16 protein-coding genes and 1 pseudogene are annotated in these 18,855 nt (G+C 65.0%); 12 read left to right on the forward strand and 5 right to left on the reverse strand.

The window, feature by feature from the left end; all coding sequences use genetic code 11:
- Positions 1 to 1,899 carry a DUF3857 domain-containing transglutaminase family protein gene (locus tag F6X40_RS15255; RefSeq protein ID WP_187628390.1) on the forward strand — a complete coding sequence of 633 codons (1,899 nt, stop codon included), beginning with the start codon at positions 1 to 3 and terminating at the stop codon, positions 1,897 to 1,899.
- An 11-nt stretch (positions 1,900 to 1,910) separates the two neighbouring features.
- Here the strand turns inward: F6X40_RS15255 and F6X40_RS15260 are convergent, their stop codons facing one another.
- A complete protein-coding gene (locus tag F6X40_RS15260; protein ID WP_187628391.1) occupies positions 1,911 to 2,948 on the reverse strand; it encodes a serine/threonine protein kinase in 1,038 nt (345 codons plus the stop codon).
- Positions 2,949 to 3,166: 218 nt separating this feature from the next.
- A complete protein-coding gene (locus F6X40_RS15265; RefSeq protein ID WP_187628392.1) occupies positions 3,167 to 3,379 on the reverse strand; it encodes a hypothetical protein in 213 nt (70 codons plus the stop codon).
- Positions 3,380 to 3,765: 386 nt separating this feature from the next.
- Here F6X40_RS15265 and F6X40_RS15270 point away from each other — a divergent pair.
- From F6X40_RS15270 to F6X40_RS15280, 3 genes and pseudogenes are all read left to right on the forward strand, one after another.
- Positions 3,766 to 5,511: pseudogene (locus tag F6X40_RS15270) on the forward strand (efflux RND transporter permease subunit); the annotation flags it as partial.
- A gap of 149 nt (positions 5,512 to 5,660) precedes the next feature.
- A complete protein-coding gene (locus F6X40_RS15275) occupies positions 5,661 to 6,938 on the forward strand; it encodes an MFS transporter (RefSeq protein WP_187628393.1) in 1,278 nt (425 codons plus the stop codon).
- Between the two features lie 326 nt (positions 6,939 to 7,264).
- Positions 7,265 to 7,447, forward strand: a complete 183-nt coding sequence (locus F6X40_RS15280) for a hypothetical protein (RefSeq protein ID WP_090805541.1) — start codon at positions 7,265 to 7,267, stop codon at positions 7,445 to 7,447.
- Between the two features lie 100 nt (positions 7,448 to 7,547).
- Here F6X40_RS15280 and mgrA read toward each other — a convergent pair whose 3' ends face one another.
- Positions 7,548 to 8,591, reverse strand: a complete 1,044-nt coding sequence (gene mgrA / locus F6X40_RS15285; protein WP_184025953.1) for an L-glyceraldehyde 3-phosphate reductase — start codon at positions 8,589 to 8,591, stop codon at positions 7,548 to 7,550.
- 228 nt (positions 8,592 to 8,819) lie between these two features.
- Between mgrA and F6X40_RS15290 the strand changes: the two genes are divergently transcribed.
- Positions 8,820 to 9,026 (forward strand): DUF3185 family protein, encoded by a 207-nt coding sequence (locus tag F6X40_RS15290; protein ID WP_018419114.1) that lies wholly within the window; start codon positions 8,820 to 8,822, stop codon positions 9,024 to 9,026.
- Positions 9,027 to 9,057: 31 nt separating this feature from the next.
- Here F6X40_RS15290 and F6X40_RS15295 read toward each other — a convergent pair whose 3' ends face one another.
- On the reverse strand, positions 9,058 to 9,819 hold the full coding sequence (locus F6X40_RS15295; RefSeq protein ID WP_184068872.1) for a phytanoyl-CoA dioxygenase family protein: 762 nt from the start codon (positions 9,817 to 9,819) through the stop codon (positions 9,058 to 9,060).
- Positions 9,820 to 10,390: 571 nt separating this feature from the next.
- Here F6X40_RS15295 and F6X40_RS15300 point away from each other — a divergent pair.
- Positions 10,391 to 10,759, forward strand: a complete 369-nt coding sequence (locus tag F6X40_RS15300) for a hypothetical protein (RefSeq protein WP_184068875.1) — start codon at positions 10,391 to 10,393, stop codon at positions 10,757 to 10,759.
- 216 nt (positions 10,760 to 10,975) lie between these two features.
- Here the strand turns inward: F6X40_RS15300 and metK are convergent, their stop codons facing one another.
- Positions 10,976 to 12,166, reverse strand: coding sequence for a methionine adenosyltransferase (metK, locus tag F6X40_RS15305; protein WP_187628394.1), 1,191 nt, complete (start codon positions 12,164 to 12,166; stop codon positions 10,976 to 10,978).
- 285 nt (positions 12,167 to 12,451) lie between these two features.
- On the opposite strand from metK, the gene F6X40_RS15310 reads away from it, so the two are divergent.
- From F6X40_RS15310 to F6X40_RS15335, 6 genes are all read left to right on the forward strand, one after another.
- Positions 12,452 to 13,336, forward strand: a complete 885-nt coding sequence (locus F6X40_RS15310; protein WP_187628395.1) for a lipid A biosynthesis lauroyl acyltransferase — start codon at positions 12,452 to 12,454, stop codon at positions 13,334 to 13,336.
- A 173-nt stretch (positions 13,337 to 13,509) separates the two neighbouring features.
- Positions 13,510 to 14,445 (forward strand): diaminopimelate epimerase, encoded by a 936-nt coding sequence (gene dapF / locus F6X40_RS15315; RefSeq protein WP_187628396.1) that lies wholly within the window; start codon positions 13,510 to 13,512, stop codon positions 14,443 to 14,445.
- A gap of 57 nt (positions 14,446 to 14,502) precedes the next feature.
- Entirely contained in the window at positions 14,503 to 15,261 is a 759-nt protein-coding gene (locus F6X40_RS15320; protein ID WP_187628397.1) for a DUF484 family protein, read from the forward strand.
- 28 nt (positions 15,262 to 15,289) lie between these two features.
- Positions 15,290 to 16,213 carry a tyrosine recombinase XerC gene (gene xerC / locus F6X40_RS15325; RefSeq protein WP_187615113.1) on the forward strand — a complete coding sequence of 308 codons (924 nt, stop codon included), beginning with the start codon at positions 15,290 to 15,292 and terminating at the stop codon, positions 16,211 to 16,213.
- Positions 16,214 to 16,274: 61 nt separating this feature from the next.
- Positions 16,275 to 17,477 carry a class I SAM-dependent rRNA methyltransferase gene (locus tag F6X40_RS15330; protein ID WP_184068949.1) on the forward strand — a complete coding sequence of 401 codons (1,203 nt, stop codon included), beginning with the start codon at positions 16,275 to 16,277 and terminating at the stop codon, positions 17,475 to 17,477.
- Between the two features lie 237 nt (positions 17,478 to 17,714).
- Positions 17,715 to 18,815, forward strand: coding sequence for a CobW family GTP-binding protein (locus tag F6X40_RS15335; protein ID WP_187628398.1), 1,101 nt, complete (start codon positions 17,715 to 17,717; stop codon positions 18,813 to 18,815).
- Positions 18,816 to 18,855: the final 40 nt, after the last annotated feature.

The following is an 18,855-nucleotide window of genomic DNA, read 5'->3' on the forward strand; positions in this document are numbered from 1 at the left end:
ATGCGACTCTGCCTCGTGGTCCTTGCCTCCGCCGGCTGGCTGGCCGGCATTCACGCCGCGAGCGCGAGCGCGCCGCTCAACCTGGACGATCCCTACGCCAACGAAGGCGAGACGCAGACCTTCGCCGTCAACGCTGACGGCTCGTATGCGAAGCTCGATTCGATGACGCTGCGCGTGAACAACGAAGCCGGCGTCGAGCGGGTCGCTCAGCAATACGTCTGGTTCAACCGCAACATGGCCGACGTGCAGATCCTCGAGGCCTACACGGTCACCGCCGACGGCAAGCGTCACGATGTTGCGCCCGAGCAGATCCGCGACGTGCAGGAAGTCCGCTCGTTCGACGCGCCGATGTTCCAGGACATCCAGGAAAAGGTGATCGTGTTCCCCGCGGTCGAACCCGGCGCGCGCGTGCATCTGACGTACCGCAAGACGCAGCGTCAGCCGATAGTGCCGGGCGAATTCAGCGACTTCACGCCGCCCGATCTCGCGCCGACCCGCAACTTCCGCCTGATCTACGACCTGCCCGCCGACAAGCCGCTGTATGCGGACGCGCGCGGCTTCAGCGCAGTGACACCGGTCACGCGCGACGGCCGCACGCGTTACGAATTCCGCTATGACAAGGCACACTTCGACCGGCTCGAACGCGGCTCGGTCGCGTACGTGTCGTACGGTGATCGGCTGATGGTGTCGACCTTCCCGAGCTATGCCGCGTTCGCCGCCTCCTATCGCAGCTCCGCGGCCGACCCGGGCGCGCGCGACGTCGCGATCACCCAGTTCGCGCAGCAGCTGACCGCGCACGATCACACCTCACACGACAAAGCCAAAACGCTGTACGACTGGGTTCGCCGCAATATCCGCTATGTCGCGATCTACGTCGGACGTGGCGCCGTCGTGCCGCACAGCGCGAGCGCGATTCTCGCGAACCGCTATGGCGACTGCAAGGACCACGTCGCGCTCTACGGCGCGCTGCTCGACGCGGTCGGCGTGCGCAACGAGCCGGCGTTGATCAGCAGCGGCACGATCTACACGCTGCCGAGCGTCCCGGGCTACGGCGTCATCAATCATGCGATCACGTGGCTGCCCGATTTGCAGATGTACGCGGATTCGACCGCGTCGAACGTCGAATTCGGTTTTCTGCCTTCGTCCGACATGGACCGTCCTACCGTGCTGATCGGCGACGGCGTGCTCGCGCAGACGCCGGCCACCGCGCAGATGTCGCGCAGCACCGATCTCGCGATCAAGATCGAACCGGATGGCTCGGCGAGCTTCACGTATCGGCTGCAGGATGCCGGGCCGTACGCCGAGCAGGCCCGCGCGCGGCTGCGCACGCAAACGCCCGCGCAACGCGAGGAATCGATTCAGGCCGAGTTGCGCAACGCGAATCTGCGCGGCACCGCGACGCTGACGACGAGCGACCTCAGCGCGGCCGACGGCCCGCTCACGCTGACGATGAAAGGCACGCTCGAGAGTCTCGTGGTGACCGGCATGACGGCCTCGATTCCGGCCTTGACGAGCCTCGGCGGCGGCGTCGAAGCCGATACGCGCTACTGGCTCGGCGAACGCAAGCGCACGCAGCCGTTCGTGTGCCACAACCTCGCGATCCACGAACGCGCGCGCATCGAACTGCCGGCCAATTTCCGCGTGCTCGACATGCCGGAGGCGCAACGCACGCAGGACCGCTTCGTCGATTTCACGTCGCAGTACGCGTTCGACCCGCGCAGCAACGTGGTCACGATGACGCGCGACGGCGCCACCCATTTCGACAGCGACGTCTGCACGCCCGACGATTTCACGCGCATGCGTCCCGCGATCGAAGCGATTGGGCGGGACGTGCGCGCGGAGGTGATCGTCAGATCGACGTTGGTGGAGTCGTCGAATGTGGCGTCGCAGGCGCCTTGACCGTCAGGACGTCAAACCGGCCACAACGGCCCTTCCTGCATCGCGCCGATCTGCTCGCGCATCTCGAGGATGCGATCTTCCCAGTAGCGCTGTGTGTTGAACCACGGAAACGCGGCCGGAAACGCCGGATCGTTCCAGCGGCGCGCGAGCCATGCCTGATAGTGAATCAGCCGCAACGTGCGCAGCGCTTCGATCAGATACAGCTCACGCGGCTCGAATTCGCAGAAATCCTCGTAACCGGCGAGCAGATCGGCCAGCGCGCACGACGCCTCCGCACGCTCGCCCGGCAGCAGCAGCCACAGATCCTGAATCGCGGGCCCCATGCGGCTGTCGTCGAAATCGACGAAATGCGGGCCCGCGTCGGTCCACAGCACGTTGCTCGGATGACAGTCGCCGTGCAGACGCAGCCTGCGAATCTCGCCAGCCCGCTCGAACGCACGCGCGACGCCTTCGAGCGCGAGATTCACGACCGTTTCCCACGCGGTGCGCAGATCGTCGGGCACGAAACGGTGCGCGAGCAGGAAGTCGCGCGGCTCGTAGCCGAACGTGTCGATGTTTAGCGTGGGACGTTCTACGTAGTCCTGGGTCTGCCCGATCGCATGAATGCGTCCGATGAAACGCCCCAGCCATTCCAGCGTGTCGCGCCGGTCGAGATCCGGCGCGCGACCGCCGCGTCGCTCGAAGACCGAGAAGCGGAAGCCGTCGAAGCTGTGCAGCGTGCGGCCATCGAGCACGCGCGCGGGCACGGCTGGGATCTCGCGCGCGACGAGTTCGGCGACGAACGCGTGCTCTTCGAGAATCCCCGCGTCGCTCCAGCGCTCGGGACGATAGAACTTCGCGACCACGGGCGGACCGTCTTCGACGCCGACCTGGTACACGCGATTTTCGTAGCTGTTGAGCGGCAGCAGACGGCCGTCGGTACGCACGCCGGTCGTTGCGAGCACGCCGTCGATCGCGTCGAGCACGGTTTCCGGCGTGAGCCGCGCGAATGGCACGGCGCCATCGGCGCCGGCCTCGGGATAGGAATTGTCGGGAATGGTGTCGTTCATGCCCCGCATTGTGCGCCGCGCCGCGGGTAAAGACGAGGGCGACGACTCACAATGCGTGCGTGGCATCGCTAGAAATACGGGCTGATTTGGGACGCTCCGTGAATCGACGCGCGCATCGGCCCACGGCGATGCTGGCGAGCCGATCTCACCTTACAGCATCACTACAGCCCGCACCTGCGGGTCACACAACGGCAATGAGCAACCGGTAAGCCTCTCGTTCAATGCGTCTGCACGCCGGCCGGACGTATCAGGTCGCCGGTATCGATCAGATCTTCCAGGAAAAAGGGTTCGGTATTGAGTTGCTGCGAGGCGCCGGGCTCGCCGGCGTACCACGCCACCATCGCCATGTCGCCAAGAATGCGCATGACGATTCCGCGCGCGCCTTGCGGCACGGCGATATGTACCGATCGGACAATGGAACCGACTTCCATGATAATTCCCCGCTTCCCTTAGCCGGCTTTATGATTTCACGCCGGTCGAGGTGATGATAAAAACGCCGCTTCGCATTTGACGTTGCGTGCGCACTTAATCTGTCGCGCGCATGGCGCGTGAGAGGTTCGAGTCATTGTTCCCGCTTTGCGGGGCCTTGGGAAGGCGAACAGAAGGCTTTCACCCGTCGTTTCGCCCTATTCCCATTACGCTGCGCACAGCCGATGATCTCGGCGTCAGACGTCGTAATGCAGACCATCATAAACCCTGCGGGGGGAGACATCAAAAACGTGCACTGCCGGAACGATCTGCCAGATGCGGGCGCCGCGCGGCTTCGCACCTGCCTTCGCGCCGAGGTGTGCGCCTGCGTTTCCGATCCGCGCGGCGCTTGACGATTCTGCGCACGCCCACCGACATCTTTCCGAACATCGATATTCCGGTGCTCTCGGTCATCTGGTCGTATAACGGCCTGCCCGCCGACGAAATGGAGCGGCGCATCGCGCTGAACTACGAGCGCGGCTTGTCGGTGGCGGTCAACGATATCGAACACACGGAATCGACATCGCTGAACGGCATCGCCGTCATCAAGATCTTTTTCCAGCCGGGCGCGAATATCGACGAAGCGCTCGCCGAGGTCACCGCGCTGTCGCAATCACAAGTGCGCTCGCTGCCGCCCGGCATCACGCCGCCGATCATCCCGCGCTACAACGCGTCGACGGTGCCGATCTTGCGGCTCGCGTTGTCGTCCGCGTCGCTGACCGAGCAGGAACTCTACGACTTCGGCAATAACTTCCTGACGACGCAACTCGCCACCGTGCCGGGCGCATCCGCGCCGCTGCCGTATGGCGGCAAGCAGCGGCAGATCATGGTCGACATCGATTCGCGCAAGCTGCAGGAGCGCAATCTGTCGCCGATCGACGTGGTCAACGCAGTCTCCGCGCAAAATCTGATCCTGCCCTCGGGTACCACGAAGATCGGCTCGACCGAGTACTCGGTGGAAATGAACGGCAGCCCCGATTCCCTCGCGGGCCTGAACAACATTCCGATCCGCACCACGGCAAACGGCACCATCTATATCCGCGACGTCGCGCACGTGCGCGACGGCTACCAGCCACAGACCAACGTCGTGCGCGTGAGCGGCCAGCGCGCCGCACTGCTGACGATCAACAAAAGCGGCAACACGTCCACGCTCGATATCGTCGACCGCATCAAGACGATGATGCCGACGCTGCGCAATCTGGTGCCGCCGTCGCTGAATATCGATCCCGTCGCCGACCAATCGCTGTTCGTGCGTGCATCCGTGCAGGGCGTATTGCGTGAAGCGCTGATCGCCGCGTGCCTGACGGGCCTGATGATTCTGCTGTTCCTCGGCAACTGGCGCGCGACGCTGATCATCGCGGTATCGATTCCGTTGTCGATGATCACGTCGATCATCGCGTTGTCCGCGCTCGGTCAGACGATCAACATCATGACGCTCGGCGGCCTCGCGCTCGCGGTCGGGATTCTCGTCGACGATGCGACCGTCGCGATCGAAAACATCAGCCATCAGCTCGAACAGGGCAAGAGGCTAGAACAGGCGATTCTCGACGGCGCGCATCAGATCGCGATTCCGACGCTGGTGTCGACGCTGGCGATCTGTATCGTGTTCGTGCCGATGTTTCTGCTCACCGGTGTCGCGCACTATCTGTTCATTCCGCTTGCCGAAGCGGTGGTGTTCGCGATGCTCGCGTCGTACTTCTTCTCGCGTACGCTCGTGCCGACGCTCGCGAAGTATCTGCTGCGCTATCACCACAAGCCCGCGGATTTACATCTCGAAGCGCGAGTCGCGCGACCGGGACTGTTCGTCACGCTGTTTCTCGCGTGCTGTTGCGCGTCGCTGCTGTTGCTGCCGTTCATCGGCCGCGACTTTTTCCCCGCCGTCGATGCCGGCACGATCGCGCTGACCAACGAGCGCAACGCGGTCGCGATCGCGCGCCGCCGGATGGCCGCGAGCGTCGCGCTGGTGAAGGCGCTCGGCGGCGGCTGGGATACGTCGAGACTGCCGGGCGACGACGCGCTCGTGCATCCGTCGACGGCGACTTCGGGGGCGACGCGGGCGCCGGCGCCGGGCAGTGAAGCCGGGGCGCACGGCTAGCGCCGGGAGACAGGCGCGCGACATGTTGCGGATGGAGCGCTGCGGGTCACCATTGGCACGCCGCGTTGGCCGCGACGCCGGCTTGAAACGCGTTTTCAGCGTATCCTTAACACTTTTGCGCGTTTCCGTGTGACCCAAGGAGTTTTGTTGTGACCCTGCCGCCGCAATCCCAGCGGACCGCATCTGCCGTTCCCTCCCGCGGCGCAGCTTCAGCTGCTCCCGCAAGCACCACCGCCGTGTCGGACATCCCGTATCTCGAACGCGGCTCGCGCGCGTACTGGCGTGCCAGCCTCGCGCTGCTGTTCGCCGGCTACGCGACGTTCTCGCTGCTCTACTGCGTGCAGCCGCTGCTGCCGTCGTTCTCCGAAGCGTTCAACGTAACGCCGGCGCAAAGCAGTCTGTCGTTGTCACTATCCACTGCTGCGCTCGCGCTCGCGATTTTCGTCGCCGGTTTCGTCTCCGAGGGTTGGAGCCGGCACAAGCTGATGACGCTGTCGCTGACGCTGTCGTCGGTGCTGACGATTGGCGTATCGGTCGCGCCGCACTGGCACCAGCTGCTCGTGCTGCGTACGCTCGAAGGGCTCGCGCTCGGCGGCGTGCCGGCGGTCGCGATGGCTTATCTCGCCGAGGAAGTGCATCCCGACGGCCTCGGCCTCGCGATGGGCCTGTACGTCGGCGGCACGGCGATCGGCGGCATGGCCGGGCGAGTCATCACCGGCGTGGTCGCGGATCTGTTTTCGTGGCGCGTCGCGATCGGCACGATCGGCGTGCTCGGCCTGCTGTCGATGCTCGCGTTCCGCGCGCTGCTGCCACCGTCGCGCCATTTCGTGCCGCGCCGCGGGCTCGGCTTCGCGCATCACCGCACGCTGCTGTTGCGCCAGTTCACGCGACCGGGTCTGCCGCTGCTGTTCCTGCTCGGCTTCGTGCTGATGGGCAGCTTCGTCACGCTGTACAACTACATCGGCTACCGGCTGCTCGCGCCGCCGTATCGGTTGAATCAGACGGAGATCGGCGCGATTTTCATCGTCTATCTGGTTGGCGTGGTCGCGTCGCCATGGTCCGGGCGCATGGCCGACACGTTCGGCCGCGCGCGCGTGCTGATCGGGAGCCTGCTGCTGATGGTGTTCGGCCTCGCGCTGACGATGCTGCATCCGCTCGCGGCGATCGCGACCGGTATCGCCTGCGTGACGTTCGGGTTCTTTGCCGGGCATTCGGTCGCGAGCGGCTGGGTCGGGCGTCTGGCGAAAGACGCGAAAGGCCAGGCCGCTGCGCTGTATCTGCTCGCGTACTACATCGGCTCGAGCCTGGTCGGTTCGTATGGCGGCCATGTGTGGGCCGGTCATGGCTGGAACGGCGTCGTCGGGCTAGTCGGTGCGCTGCTCGTGATCGGCTTGATCGCGGCGAGCCGCCTGCGCGGGCGCGAATAGCCCGGCGCATCGGTCGCGTTGCGCGGTGCGGGCACCGCGGGCCGGCCGCAATCAGCCAACCTGCATGGATCGGCGGCAAAACGAAAGGCTTGCGTAAGCGAACGTTTGATATTTTCCGCCGCGTTTTGTTGCGCCGCGCCAATCGACGCGGGCCGCGCCGCGCCTGGGTTCAGCAGCTTACGAATAAGCGCCGACGCGCGAGCTTGCGCCGTCGCGCCGCTCCATCGGTCTCCTATACTCGATTCGTGCAATGGCGCGGCATGATTTCGAAGCCGCGGCCTCTGCCGGAACGACACAGCAACCATCCCGCATGGGAGGAGACGAAGATGACCTACTTTACGATCGGCGATTTCATCCTGGTCATTCCGATGGCATTGGCGGGCGCGCTATTCGTCGGCGCGCTGCCCTGCAAGACCGAGTTGCGACACAACGGGCTGCGTGTGCTGGGCGCACTGATCGGTGTGATGTGCGCGGTGGCGCTGGTCGAGGGTCTGCCGGCGCTCGTGTAGCGGCGCGGCGAAATACCTGCAGAAAAGCCGCACGCTGAGCGTGCGGCTTCGTTTTGCCCTTGCGTCCGCCCGCCTGTTGCGCGGACGGCTCCTCACGCGATCAGATCGCCTGATCCGTCGACGGCTTTTCCCACAGATTGATCCCGCCTTCGGTCGCATAGCGATCGATTTCGGCGAGTTCGTCGGCCGAGAATGCGAGCTTCTTCAGCGCGCCGACGTTCTCGCGCACCTGCTCCGCGCGGCTCGCGCCGATCAGCACCGAGGTCACGCGTGGATCGCGCAACGCCCACGCGAGCGCCATCTGCGCGAGGCTCTGACCACGGCGCTGCGCGATGTCGTTGAGCTTCCGCACGTGCTCGATGTTCCGCGGGCTCAGATGCTCGTCTTTGAGCGAACCGCCGCCCGGCTTGTTGACGCGCGCATCTTCCGGCACGCCGTTCAGGTACTTGCCGGTCAACAATCCCTGCGCGAGCGGCGTGAACGCGATCGTGCCCGCGCCGACTTCATCGAGCGTATCGAGCAGGTCGTGTTCGATCCAGCGGTTCAGCATGTTGTACGACGGCTGATGGATCAGCAGCGGCACCTTGTATTCGGCGAGCAGCTTCGCCATTTCGCGCGTCTTCGCCGACGAGTACGACGAGATGCCGATATACAGCGCCTTGCCCTGCTGCACCGCGCTCGCGAGCGCGCCCGCGGTTTCCTCGAGCGGCGTGTGCGCGTCGAAGCGATGCGAATAGAAGATGTCGACGTAATCGAGGCCCATGCGCCTCAGGCTCTGATCGAGACTCGCGAGCACATATTTGCGCGAGCCGCCGCCCTGGCCGTACGGACCGGGCCACATATCCCAACCGGCCTTCGACGAAATCAGCAACTCGTCGCGATACGGTTTGAAATCGTCCTTGAACAGACGGCCGAAATTGGTTTCCGCGCTGCCGTACGGCGGGCCGTAGTTGTTCGCCAGATCGAAGTGCGTGATGCCGAGGTCGAAGGCCGTGCGCAGAATGTCACGCTGCGTCGAGATCGGCGTGGTGTCGCCGAAGTTGTGCCACAGGCCGAGCGACAGCGCCGGCAGTTTGAGACCCGACTTGCCGCAGACGCGGTATTGCATGTCCGAATAGCGTTCTGAAGCTGCTTCGTAAGCCATTGCTAGTGTCCTTGTCGATGAGATCGCCCGAGGATGGCGGGCGTGAGGATTCGCGCGTTGCGGGAGGCGTGCTGCTGGGGAGATTTGTTGTTGTGGTGTCGCCGCGGTGCGGCCAGACCGCTATGTTAGCCAATCGACGCGGCGCTTGCAGCGCAACCAGTATGCGGGATGGACGAGCACGCACGCCTCACCTACACTCTGGCCGGTTCAGGTTGATGGGAGGTGCAGATGACGAAAGCGATTTCGATCGCGCTGATTGTCGGCGGTATCGTGCTGCTGTATTTCGGCGGGCAGGCATTCAATTCGGTGAGCAGCGACGTGTCGCGCTTCTTTACCGGCTCGCCGAGCAACAAGGCGATCGTGCTGATCGTCGCGGGCGTGGTGGCGACGCTCGCCGGGCTGACGGGAATCGCGATGTCGGGGCGCAAGCGCTGAGCGTCGGCGCGAGGCCCGCGAGCAAAATAATCTAGAACGCGATCTCGGGCTTCGCGGCCGAGCGCGTGCCGGGCAGCGGCACATTGCTTGCGCCGTGATAGGTGAACACCAGCGAGAACTTCACCTGGTCGCTCAGATTCTTGCCGGCCGAGTGCAGAGTGTTGCAGTGAAAGAACACCACGTCGCCAGTCTTCAGCTCGGGCGACACCGCCGTGCGGATCGCGGCCTCGTTCTCGGCGAGATCCGCGCGGAAAAACTTCGCTTCGTCGAAGCGGTCCGATGTGAACGCGGCGCCGTGCGATTGCGGCACGAACCACAGCGCGCCGTTATCGACGGTTTCCGGGCCGACCGCGAGCCACACCGACACCAGATCGTCGCGCTCGAACGACCAGTAGCGCACGTCGCGATGCCAGCCGGTCAGACTGCCGTACGCGGGGTGCTTGGTCATCATGCAGTTGTGATGCGCGCGCGACAGACGCGGCTCCTCGCCAAAATACAGCTCCATCCAGCCACGGATTTCGGACGCGGTCGCCCATTGCGCGAACGCGGGGTGACGACCGTACGCGTCGAGCAGGCGCCGCACCGTATGTCCGCCCAGAGCATCCTTCGATGACGGCGCGCCCGGATACTGCAAATCCGCTTCGAATTCGATCGGCGCCGCCGCTTCCTGCAGCTGCCGCTGCGCGATCCGCTTCAGCTCGTCGCAACGCTCGGGCGACACGAGTCCAGGCACGACGACAAAACCCTGCTCCCGCAACGTTTGAATCTGCTCTTTCTTCGAATGGAGTGACATGGCGTTCCGTTACCGTCGACTAACTGATGTTCGATTGTAAAACGGGCGCGATCGGGATGCGTTGGTTCACCGCGAGAGGCTCCTGCGTCCTGCTGATCTTTTGCGCCGGTCGCCTTCGCTTTTCGCGGCGCGCCAATGCACCGGTTTCAGGCGCGCGGCGCGCCCGCACCGCACATTCGCTGGGCAAACGCGCACGCAAATCGCCCGTAAAGGGTGACAGCAGACTGGCATCCGCGACGATTCGATCCGCGGAGAAATCCGGTCTCGCAGGGTAATAACCGACTTTCTGACGTCATGATTCCCATGTAGCCTGCTCGCATGTCGATCGTCGCTTACGCAGTTTTCTGTTGTGCGCAGGCCGTCAGGGCCCGTGCCGTCGGTTTCTCCGCGTTGTACCTTCGCTGCGCTGTGCGCCGTGTTTCGCGTCGCAATCTCCCGCGCCACGACCCGCACCGAATTTCCCGCTTTCAGGCCGTTCATCGCAACCCCGTCATTGGCACATATGGTGCTGTTTGTCCGTGCACATCCGGTGCACGCGCCGACGTGCGGTTCATTGCCTAAATGTGAAGCCATGCATACTCTTTTGAGCACCCGTCTTACCCGCGCCGCGCTGAAAGCGGCGCGTCCCGCGCGCCGCCATATGATGCGGGCGCTGCGCCATCATGCCGCGCGCACCCGCGCGCTCGGCGAGCAGTGGCGCGACGCGAAGGCCATCGACGGCTTTCGCACCTGGTTCCATACGTTCTTCTCGGCGCTACGCCAGCAGAGCGGCACGCGCCGTCTGTCGCTGCGCACGCTGCTGCGCAAACCGACACCGTTGCGCCTCGCGGTCGCGAAACGCGCGCCGGCGATGCCCACGCCTGCGAGCCGCCGACCGCGTCGCCTGTCGGCGAGCAGCGGCGGGTGGTTCGCGTTTGCGTTTGCGTTTGCGAGCCGGTGAGATTGCTGGGCCGGTGAGTTGCAGTTGCGCGTTGAGTGGCTAGACCGCTGATCTGCCGACCGGCTGGCCGTTCACCGCTGGGCTGACTTCGAGCGCGCCGCCTCGACGACGTGCGTCGCGCGGCGGCATCGCTACGCCATCGATAGACAAAGGAAAAAACCCCGCCGGCTCACGCCGGCGGGGTTTGTTTGCTTTCAAGCGGCGATCGGCTCGCCCTTATTCGGCAAGCGCCGCGACCGGCTCAGTGCCTGCCGCTTCGGCGAGTGCGAGCGCCTTGTCGGTGGCTTCCCACGTGAATTCCGGCTCTTCGCGGCCGAAATGACCATACGCCGCGCTCTTCTCGTAGACCGGGCGCAGCAGGTCGAGCATCTGGATGATGCCCTTCGGACGCAAGTCGAAATGCTGACGCACGAGTTCCGTGATCGTCGCATCCGACACGCGGCCGGTGCCGAACGTGTTGACCATCACCGAGGTCGGCTGGGCGACGCCGATCGCGTACGACACCTGGATCAGGCAGCGCGATGCGAGGCCCGCGGCCACGATGTTCTTGGCGACGTAACGGCCGGCGTACGCTGCCGAGCGGTCCACCTTCGACGGATCCTTGCCCGAGAATGCGCCGCCGCCGTGCGGCGCCGCGCCGCCGTACGTATCGACGATGATCTTGCGGCCCGTCAGACCGCAATCGCCCTGCGGACCGCCGATCACGAAACGACCGGTCGGGTTCACGAGGAACTTGATCTCACCCTTGATCAGCTCGGCCGGCAGCGTCGGCTTGATCACTTCCTCGATCACCGCTTCGCGCAGCGTGTCGAGCTCGATGTCCGGCGAATGCTGGGTGGACAGTACGACGGTGTCGATCGAATGCGGCTTGCCGTCTGCGTAGCGCACGGTGACCTGCGACTTGGCATCCGGACGCAGCCAGGGCAGACGGCCGTCGCGGCGCAGATTCGCCTGACGCTCGACGAGGCGGTGCGACAGGTGGATCGGCAGCGGCATCAGTTCCGGCGTTTCCTCGCACGCGTAACCGAACATCAGGCCCTGGTCGCCCGCGCCTTGATCGAGGTTGTTGTCGTGCGCGCGGTCCACGCCCTGGGCGATGTCCGGCGACTGCTTGTCGTAGGCGACGAGCACCGCGCAGCCGCGGTAGTCGATGCCGTAGTCGGTGTTGTCGTAGCCGATGCGCTTGATCGTGTTGCGCGCGATCTGGATGTAGTCGACGTTCGCGGTGGTGGTGATTTCACCGGCCAGCACGACGAGACCCGTGTTGCACAGCGTTTCGGCCGCGACACGCGAGTACTTGTCTTGAGCGAGGATGGCGTCGAGGATCGCGTCCGAGATCTGGTCCGCGACTTTGTCGGGATGGCCTTCGGAAACGGATTCGGAAGTGAAGAGATAGTCGTTTGCCACGTTGCAGACTCCTGTTAGTGGTTACGGTTGCGTTCCACGTAGCCGACTTCGGGAGTCTGAAGCGGCGACGCTTTAGCGGATTACCTGACCGATGGACGCATAACCCATGAAAACCCATGGACCGCACCCGCCGGCTTCGCCCCGCAAGTTGTCTATTAACTCGGCGAAGCCCTTATTATAGCGACTTCCTTTGAATGTCACAGAGTCGAAACGAGTGCGGTATCACGTCAATTTTTCCGCTTTCCACAATTTCGCCCCCTGCGGCGCCGCGCGCCTGGAGGCTGCATGCTGAGCCGCTACGGCGCGAAGCTCGCGATCGGGCTGCTCAAACTCTTTGCGCTGTTGCCTTACGGATTGGTCGCTCGTCTCGGTGACGGGCTCGGCTGGCTGCTCTACCAGATCCCGAGCCATCGCAAGCGCATCGTTCATACGAATCTGAAGCTGTGCTTCCCCGACTGGAGCGACGAGCGCCGCGAGGACGTCGCGCAAAAGCACTTCCGTCATGCGATCCGCAGCTATCTCGAGCGCAGCGTGCAGTGGTTCGGCTCGGCGAAGAAGCTCGAAAAGCTGATCCAGCTCGACAGCGCGATCGACCTGACGGACCCGAACCTGCCGCCCACATTGTTTCTCGGCTTTCATTTTGTCGGCATCGAGGCCGGTTCGATCTTTCTGAACTACTCGCTGAAGCGCCAGTGCGGCTCCCTCTATCAGCCAATGTCGAATCAGGAGTTCGAGGAAGCCGCGAAAGCAGCGCGCGCGCGTTTCGGCGCGGACATGGCGAGCCGCGCGGACAGCGCGCGCGTCGTGCTGCGCTGGCTGCGCGAACGCAAACCGGTGATGCTCGGCGCGGACATGGACTACGGCGCGCGCAATTCGACGTTCGTGCCGTTCTTCGGCGTGCCGACCTGCACGCTGACCGCGGTCGGCCGTCTCGCCAAGGTCGGGCACGCGCAGGTCGTACCGTTCATCGGCGAGGTGCTGCCGAACTACAAGGGCTACCGGCTCAAGGTCTTCAAACCTTGGGACGACTATCCGACCGGCGACGATGACGCTGATGCGCGACGCATGAACGAGTTTCTCGAAGAGCAGATTCCGCTGATGCCCGAGCAGTATTACTGGGTGCACAAGCGGTTCAAGACACGCCCGCCGGGGGTGCCGGGGGTGTATTGAAGGTGGGGCTGGGCTCCTTGCCTGCCGTACCGTTTCCGATGTGCCAACGTGTATCATCTGCTATTGGCCGGGCACGGCTCCAATGGGCGATTCACCCAACGGCCGGTGAGGCCGGGATTTTCGGCTCCGCCCGCACGCGCGAAGCCCTACGCAGCAACGGATACACGGAAAACGTGAAGCTCAAATTCACCAAAATGCACGGCGCGGGCAACGACTTCGTCGTACTCGACGGCTATACCCAACCGGTTGATCTAACCACGGCGCAGGTGCGCGCGTTGGCGAACCGCCATTTCGGCGTCGGCGCCGACCAGTTGCTGCTGGTCGAAAAGCCGACCGTCGAAGGCGTCGATTTCAGATATCGCATCTTCAATTGCGACGGCGGCGAGGTCGAACACTGCGGCAACGGCGCGCGCTGCTTCGTCAAGTTCGTGCGCGAGCGCGGTCTCACCGGCCAACGCAGCGTGCGCGTGCAGGTCCAGAAAGGCACGATCACGCTGACGATGCAGGACAACGGCGAAGTGATCGTCGACATGGGCACGCCCGTGTTCGATCCCGAACTCGTGCCGTTCGCGACCAAGGGTCTGCAAGGCCGCCGCGAAGGCGCGGATACGCTCTGGCCGCTCGACGTGAACGGCACGACGCGCTGGATGTCGGTGGTGTCGATGGGCAATCCGCACGCCGTGCAGGTCGTCGACGATGCCGAGGTGTTCCCGGTGCTCGCCGAAGGTCCGGCCATCGAGCGGCACACGCGCTTCCCGCAGCGGGTCAACGCGGGCTTCATGCAGATCGTCAACCGCAACGAGATCAGGCTGCGCGTCTACGAACGCGGCGCGGGCGAAACGCTCGCGTGCGGCACCGGCGCGTGCGCGGCGGTCGCGGCCGGCATCCGGCGCGGGCGGCTGGATTCGCCAGTGCTCGTACATACGCACGGCGGCGATCTGACCATCACGTGGGACAGCGCGCACCCAGGCGCGCCGCTGCTGATGGCCGGCCCCGCAGCCACCGTCTTCGAAGGGGAGATCGAGTTGGCCGAAGAGGCGTCGAGCGCCTCGTCGGACTCGACGCAGCACAATCCGTCCAGCCCGGCCGACATGGCACCCTCCGTCTAACTCATTGACCGACGCGCCGCCGTGAGGCGGCCGTCCCGTAGTCCTCTAGCCGAAACCATGAACGATCGCGAAGTCGCCGAATACCTGCTCGCCAATCCCGAATTCTTCGTCGAACACGCGGAAGCGCTCGCGACGATCCGGCTCGCGAACCCGCACGGCAAAGCCGCGGTGTCGCTGCAGGAGCGGCAGATGGAGATGCTGCGCGACAAGAACAAGCATCTGGAGCGGCGTCTTGCCGAACTGCTGCGCTACGGTCACGAGAACGACAGCATCGCGTCGAAATTCAACCGCTGGACCATCCGTGTGATGGCCGAGCGCGATCCCTACGCGCTGCCGCGCACGATCGCCGGCGGTCTGCGCGACATCTTCGACGTGCCGCAAGCGGCTCTGCGCGTGTGGGACGTCGCCGAGCCGTATGCGCAAGCGGACTTCGCGCGCCACGTCAGCGAGGAAGTGCGCATTTTCGCGGGCAGCCTGAGCACGCCGTACTGCGGCGCAAACACCGGCTTCGAGGCCGCGCAATGGCTCGCGCAAGCTGCGGTCGCGTCCAACGGGACGACCAACCCGGCGGCAAGCGCCGCAACGAGCGCGACCGACGACCGCGGCGTCGCGTCGAACGGGACGGCGCAGAGCACCGAATCGATCGCGCTGCTCGCGCTGCGCGACCCCGAAGGCACCGAAGACGCGCCGACGTTCGGCCTGCTCGTGATGGGCTCATCCGACCCGCGGCGCTTCCACGAAGGCATGGCCACCGATTTCCTCACGCAGATCGGCGCGCTCGCGAGCGCCGCGCTGAGCCGGCTGCTGCCGCGCTGAGCCGCGCCACGCAACGTCACCGCGTACCGTGACCGCCGCCGACCCGATCGCCGCCTACCTGTCGCATCTCGAGCACGAGCGGCGGCTGTCGGCGCACACGCTGCGCGGCTACACGCATGAACTCGCGGAACTGAAGCAGCTCGCCAAAGGCCGAGCGCTCGAAAGCCTCACCGCCGTCGACATCCGCGGCGCCGTCGCGCGCGCGCATGCAGGCGGTCTCACCGCGCGGTCGATCGGCCATCGGCTGTCGGCATGGCGGGCGTTTTATCGCTGGCTCGCGGGCCACGTCGAGTTGCCGGCCAATCCGGTCGCCGCGGTGCGCGCGCCGAAGCAGGCGAAAATGCTGCCGAAGGCGCTTTCCGTCGACGACACCGCGCGCCTGATGGACAGCCCGCCCGCCGACTCGCCCGAAGGCCTGCGCGATCACGCGATGCTCGAGCTGTTCTACTCGTCGGGCTTGCGCCTCGCCGAACTGGTCGGCCTCGACGTGCGTTTCGCCGACGTCGACGGCTATCGCTCGGCCGGCTGGCTGAAACTCGATTCCGGCGAAGTCGAAGTGCTCGGCAAAGGCAACCGGCGCCGCGTCGTGCCGGTGGGCAGCAAGGCGGTCGCGGCGCTGAACGCATGGCTCGCGGTGCGCGAACCGATGGTCCGCCACGATCCGCATCCGCTGTTCCTGTCGGCGCGCGGCAACCGGCTGTCGCCGAACGTCGTGCGCGAGCGCGTGAAGCGCGCGGCGCTCGCCGCCGGCATTCCGGCCAACGTGCATCCGCACGTGCTGCGCCATTCGTTCGCGACGCACGTGCTGCAGTCGAGCGGCGACCTGCGCGCCGTGCAGGAGCTGCTCGGCCACGCGAGCATCACCGCGACGCAGGTTTATACGGGCCTCGATTTCCAGCACCTCGCCCACGTCTACGACAGCGCGCATCCTCGCGCAAAGAAACGCAACTGATCACGCGACTGACGCCGCGCGCCACGACGCGCCGCCTTCGCTTGCACTTTACCTACACCTGATGAATACCGTTACGCTCAAACCGTCGAAAGAAAAATCGCTGCTGCGCCGCCATCCGTGGGTTTATGCCAATGCGATCGAGCACGTCGACGGCCGCCCCGCGCCCGGTGCGACCGTGCTCGTGCGCGCGCACGATGGCCGCTTTCTCGCCCGCGCCGCCTACAGCCCGCACTCGCAGATCCGCGCGCGCGTCTGGAGCTTCGACGAAGCCGAGCCGATCGATCACGCGTTCTTCAAGCGCCGCGTGCAGCGCGCGTTCGCGCATCGTCAGGCGATGGTGCGCGACACCGGCGCCGTGCGGCTGATCTTCGGCGAGGCGGACGGTCTGCCGGGCCTGATCGTCGATTACTACGTCGCCGAGGACGCGGATCAGCGCAGCCAGATCGTCTGTCAGTTCATGGCGGCCGGCGTCGAAGCGTGGAAGGACGCGATCGTCGCGGCGCTGGTCGGCGCGACCGGCTGCCCGAACGTCTACGAGCGCTCGGACGTGTCGATCCGTCAGAAGGAAGGGCTCGAGCAGATCACCGGCGTGCTCGCGGGCGAGCCGCCTTCCGAGAAGCTGATCGCGAGCGAAAACGGCGTGCGCTATCACGTCGACGTGCGCAACGGCCACAAGACCGGCTTCTATGTCGACCAGCGCGATAACCGCCTGCTCGTGCAGCAGTTCGCGAAAGATCGCGACGTGCTGAACTGCTTCTGCTACACCGGCGGCTTTTCGCTCGCGGCGCTCAGGGGTGGCGCAAAGCGCGTGGTGTCGGTCGATTCGTCGGGTGAAGCGCTCGCGCTCGCGCAGCAGAACGTCGCGGCCAACGGCTTCGACGCCGACCGCGCGAGCTGGCTCGACGCCGACGCGTTCAAGACATTGCGGCGCCTCTACGACGAAGGCGAACGCTTCGACCTGATCGTGCTCGATCCGCCGAAATTCGCGCCATCGCGCGAGCACGTGGACCGCGCCTCGCGCGCGTACAAGGACATCAATCTGACGGGCCTGAAGCTGCTGCGCCCGGGCGGTTTGCTGTTCACGTACTCGTGCTCGGGCGCGATCGATCCCGAGCTGTTCCAGAAGATCGTGTCGGGCGCGGCCGCCGACGCACGCGTCGACGCACGCATCCTGAAGCGCCTTGGCGCGGGCGTCGATCATCCGCTGCTCACTGCGTTCCCCGAAGGCGAGTATCTGAAGGGGCTGCTGTTGCAAATCGCCTGATCGCCCTTATTTTCCCGATGATTGCGCGTGGCGGCGGCAGCAGCGGCCCGCCTCCGCGCAGGCGGCCATCAGCCGGCCGCAGGGCGGCCGCCCCTGCGCCCGCCTGGCAAATATGTTTCAATGACCGGCTGGACAAAGTCCGCGCCATCTGGCTGCGGCGACCCGCCTAACGCATCTGGCTAGCCTTGCGCGCTAGCGTCCGATCACGCACCGTTTCACGACTTACAGGCGACCCACATGATTCCAGTCACCATCCTGACCGGCTTTCTCGGCAGCGGCAAAACCACCCTGCTCAAGCGCATCCTGAACGAAAAGCACGGCATGAAGATCGCCGTCATCGAGAACGAGTTCGGCGAAGAGAACATCGACAACGAGATCCTCGTGCAGGACACGAGCGAGCAGATCATCCAGATGAGCAACGGCTGCATCTGCTGCACGATTCGCGGCGACCTGTCGCGCGTGCTCAACGAGCTGGCCGCGAAGAAGCAGGCGGGCGAAGTGGACTTCGACCGCGTCGTGATCGAAACCACCGGCCTCGCGAATCCGGGCCCGGTCGCGCAAACCTTCTTCATGGACGACCAGATCGCGAGCGAATTCCTGCTCGACGCGATCATCACGCTGGTCGACGCGAAGCACGCGAACCATCAGCTCGACGAGCACGAAGTGGTGCAGCGCCAGGTCGGTTTCGCGGACCGGCTGTTCATCACGAAGGCCGATCTCGTCGACGAGCGGCACGTGGGCGATCTGCGCCACCGTCTGCTGCACATGAACCCGAAGGCGGCAATCAAGGTCGTCAATTTCGGCGAGGCGGACATCAAGGAAATTTTCGATCTGCGCGGCTTCAACCTGAACTCGAAGCTCGAAATCGATCCGGACTTCCTGAGCGAAGACGAACACGCGCATAGCCACGCGCACGCGCACGACGAGCACGGTCACACGCACGGCGCCCATGACGACGATCACGCCAATTGCGATCACGACCATGGCCATTGCGATCACGAAGGCCATGATCACGGACATCACCGCCATGCGCATCACGACGACAAGATCAAGTCGTTCGTGTACCGCAGCGATCGTCCGTTCGATCCGAACAAGCTCGAAGACTTCCTCGGCGGCATCCTGCAGATCTATGGCGAGCACCTGCTGCGCTACAAGGGCGTGCTGTACATGAAGGGCGTCGATCGCAAGGTCGTGTTCCAGGGCGTGCATCAAATGATGGGCAGCGACCTCGCCGCGAAATGGCAACCGGCCGAGAAGAAGACCAACAAGATGGTGTTCATCGGCATCGAACTGCCGCGCGATCTGATCACCGACGGTCTCGACGCCTGCCTCGCCTGAGCGGGCGCAGCGCCGTCGCGCAAGCAAGCCTCGGAGGCAA

Source organism: Paraburkholderia sp. UCT31 (assembly GCF_014397655.1).
Lineage (GTDB): Bacteria > Pseudomonadota > Gammaproteobacteria > Burkholderiales > Burkholderiaceae > Paraburkholderia > Paraburkholderia tuberum.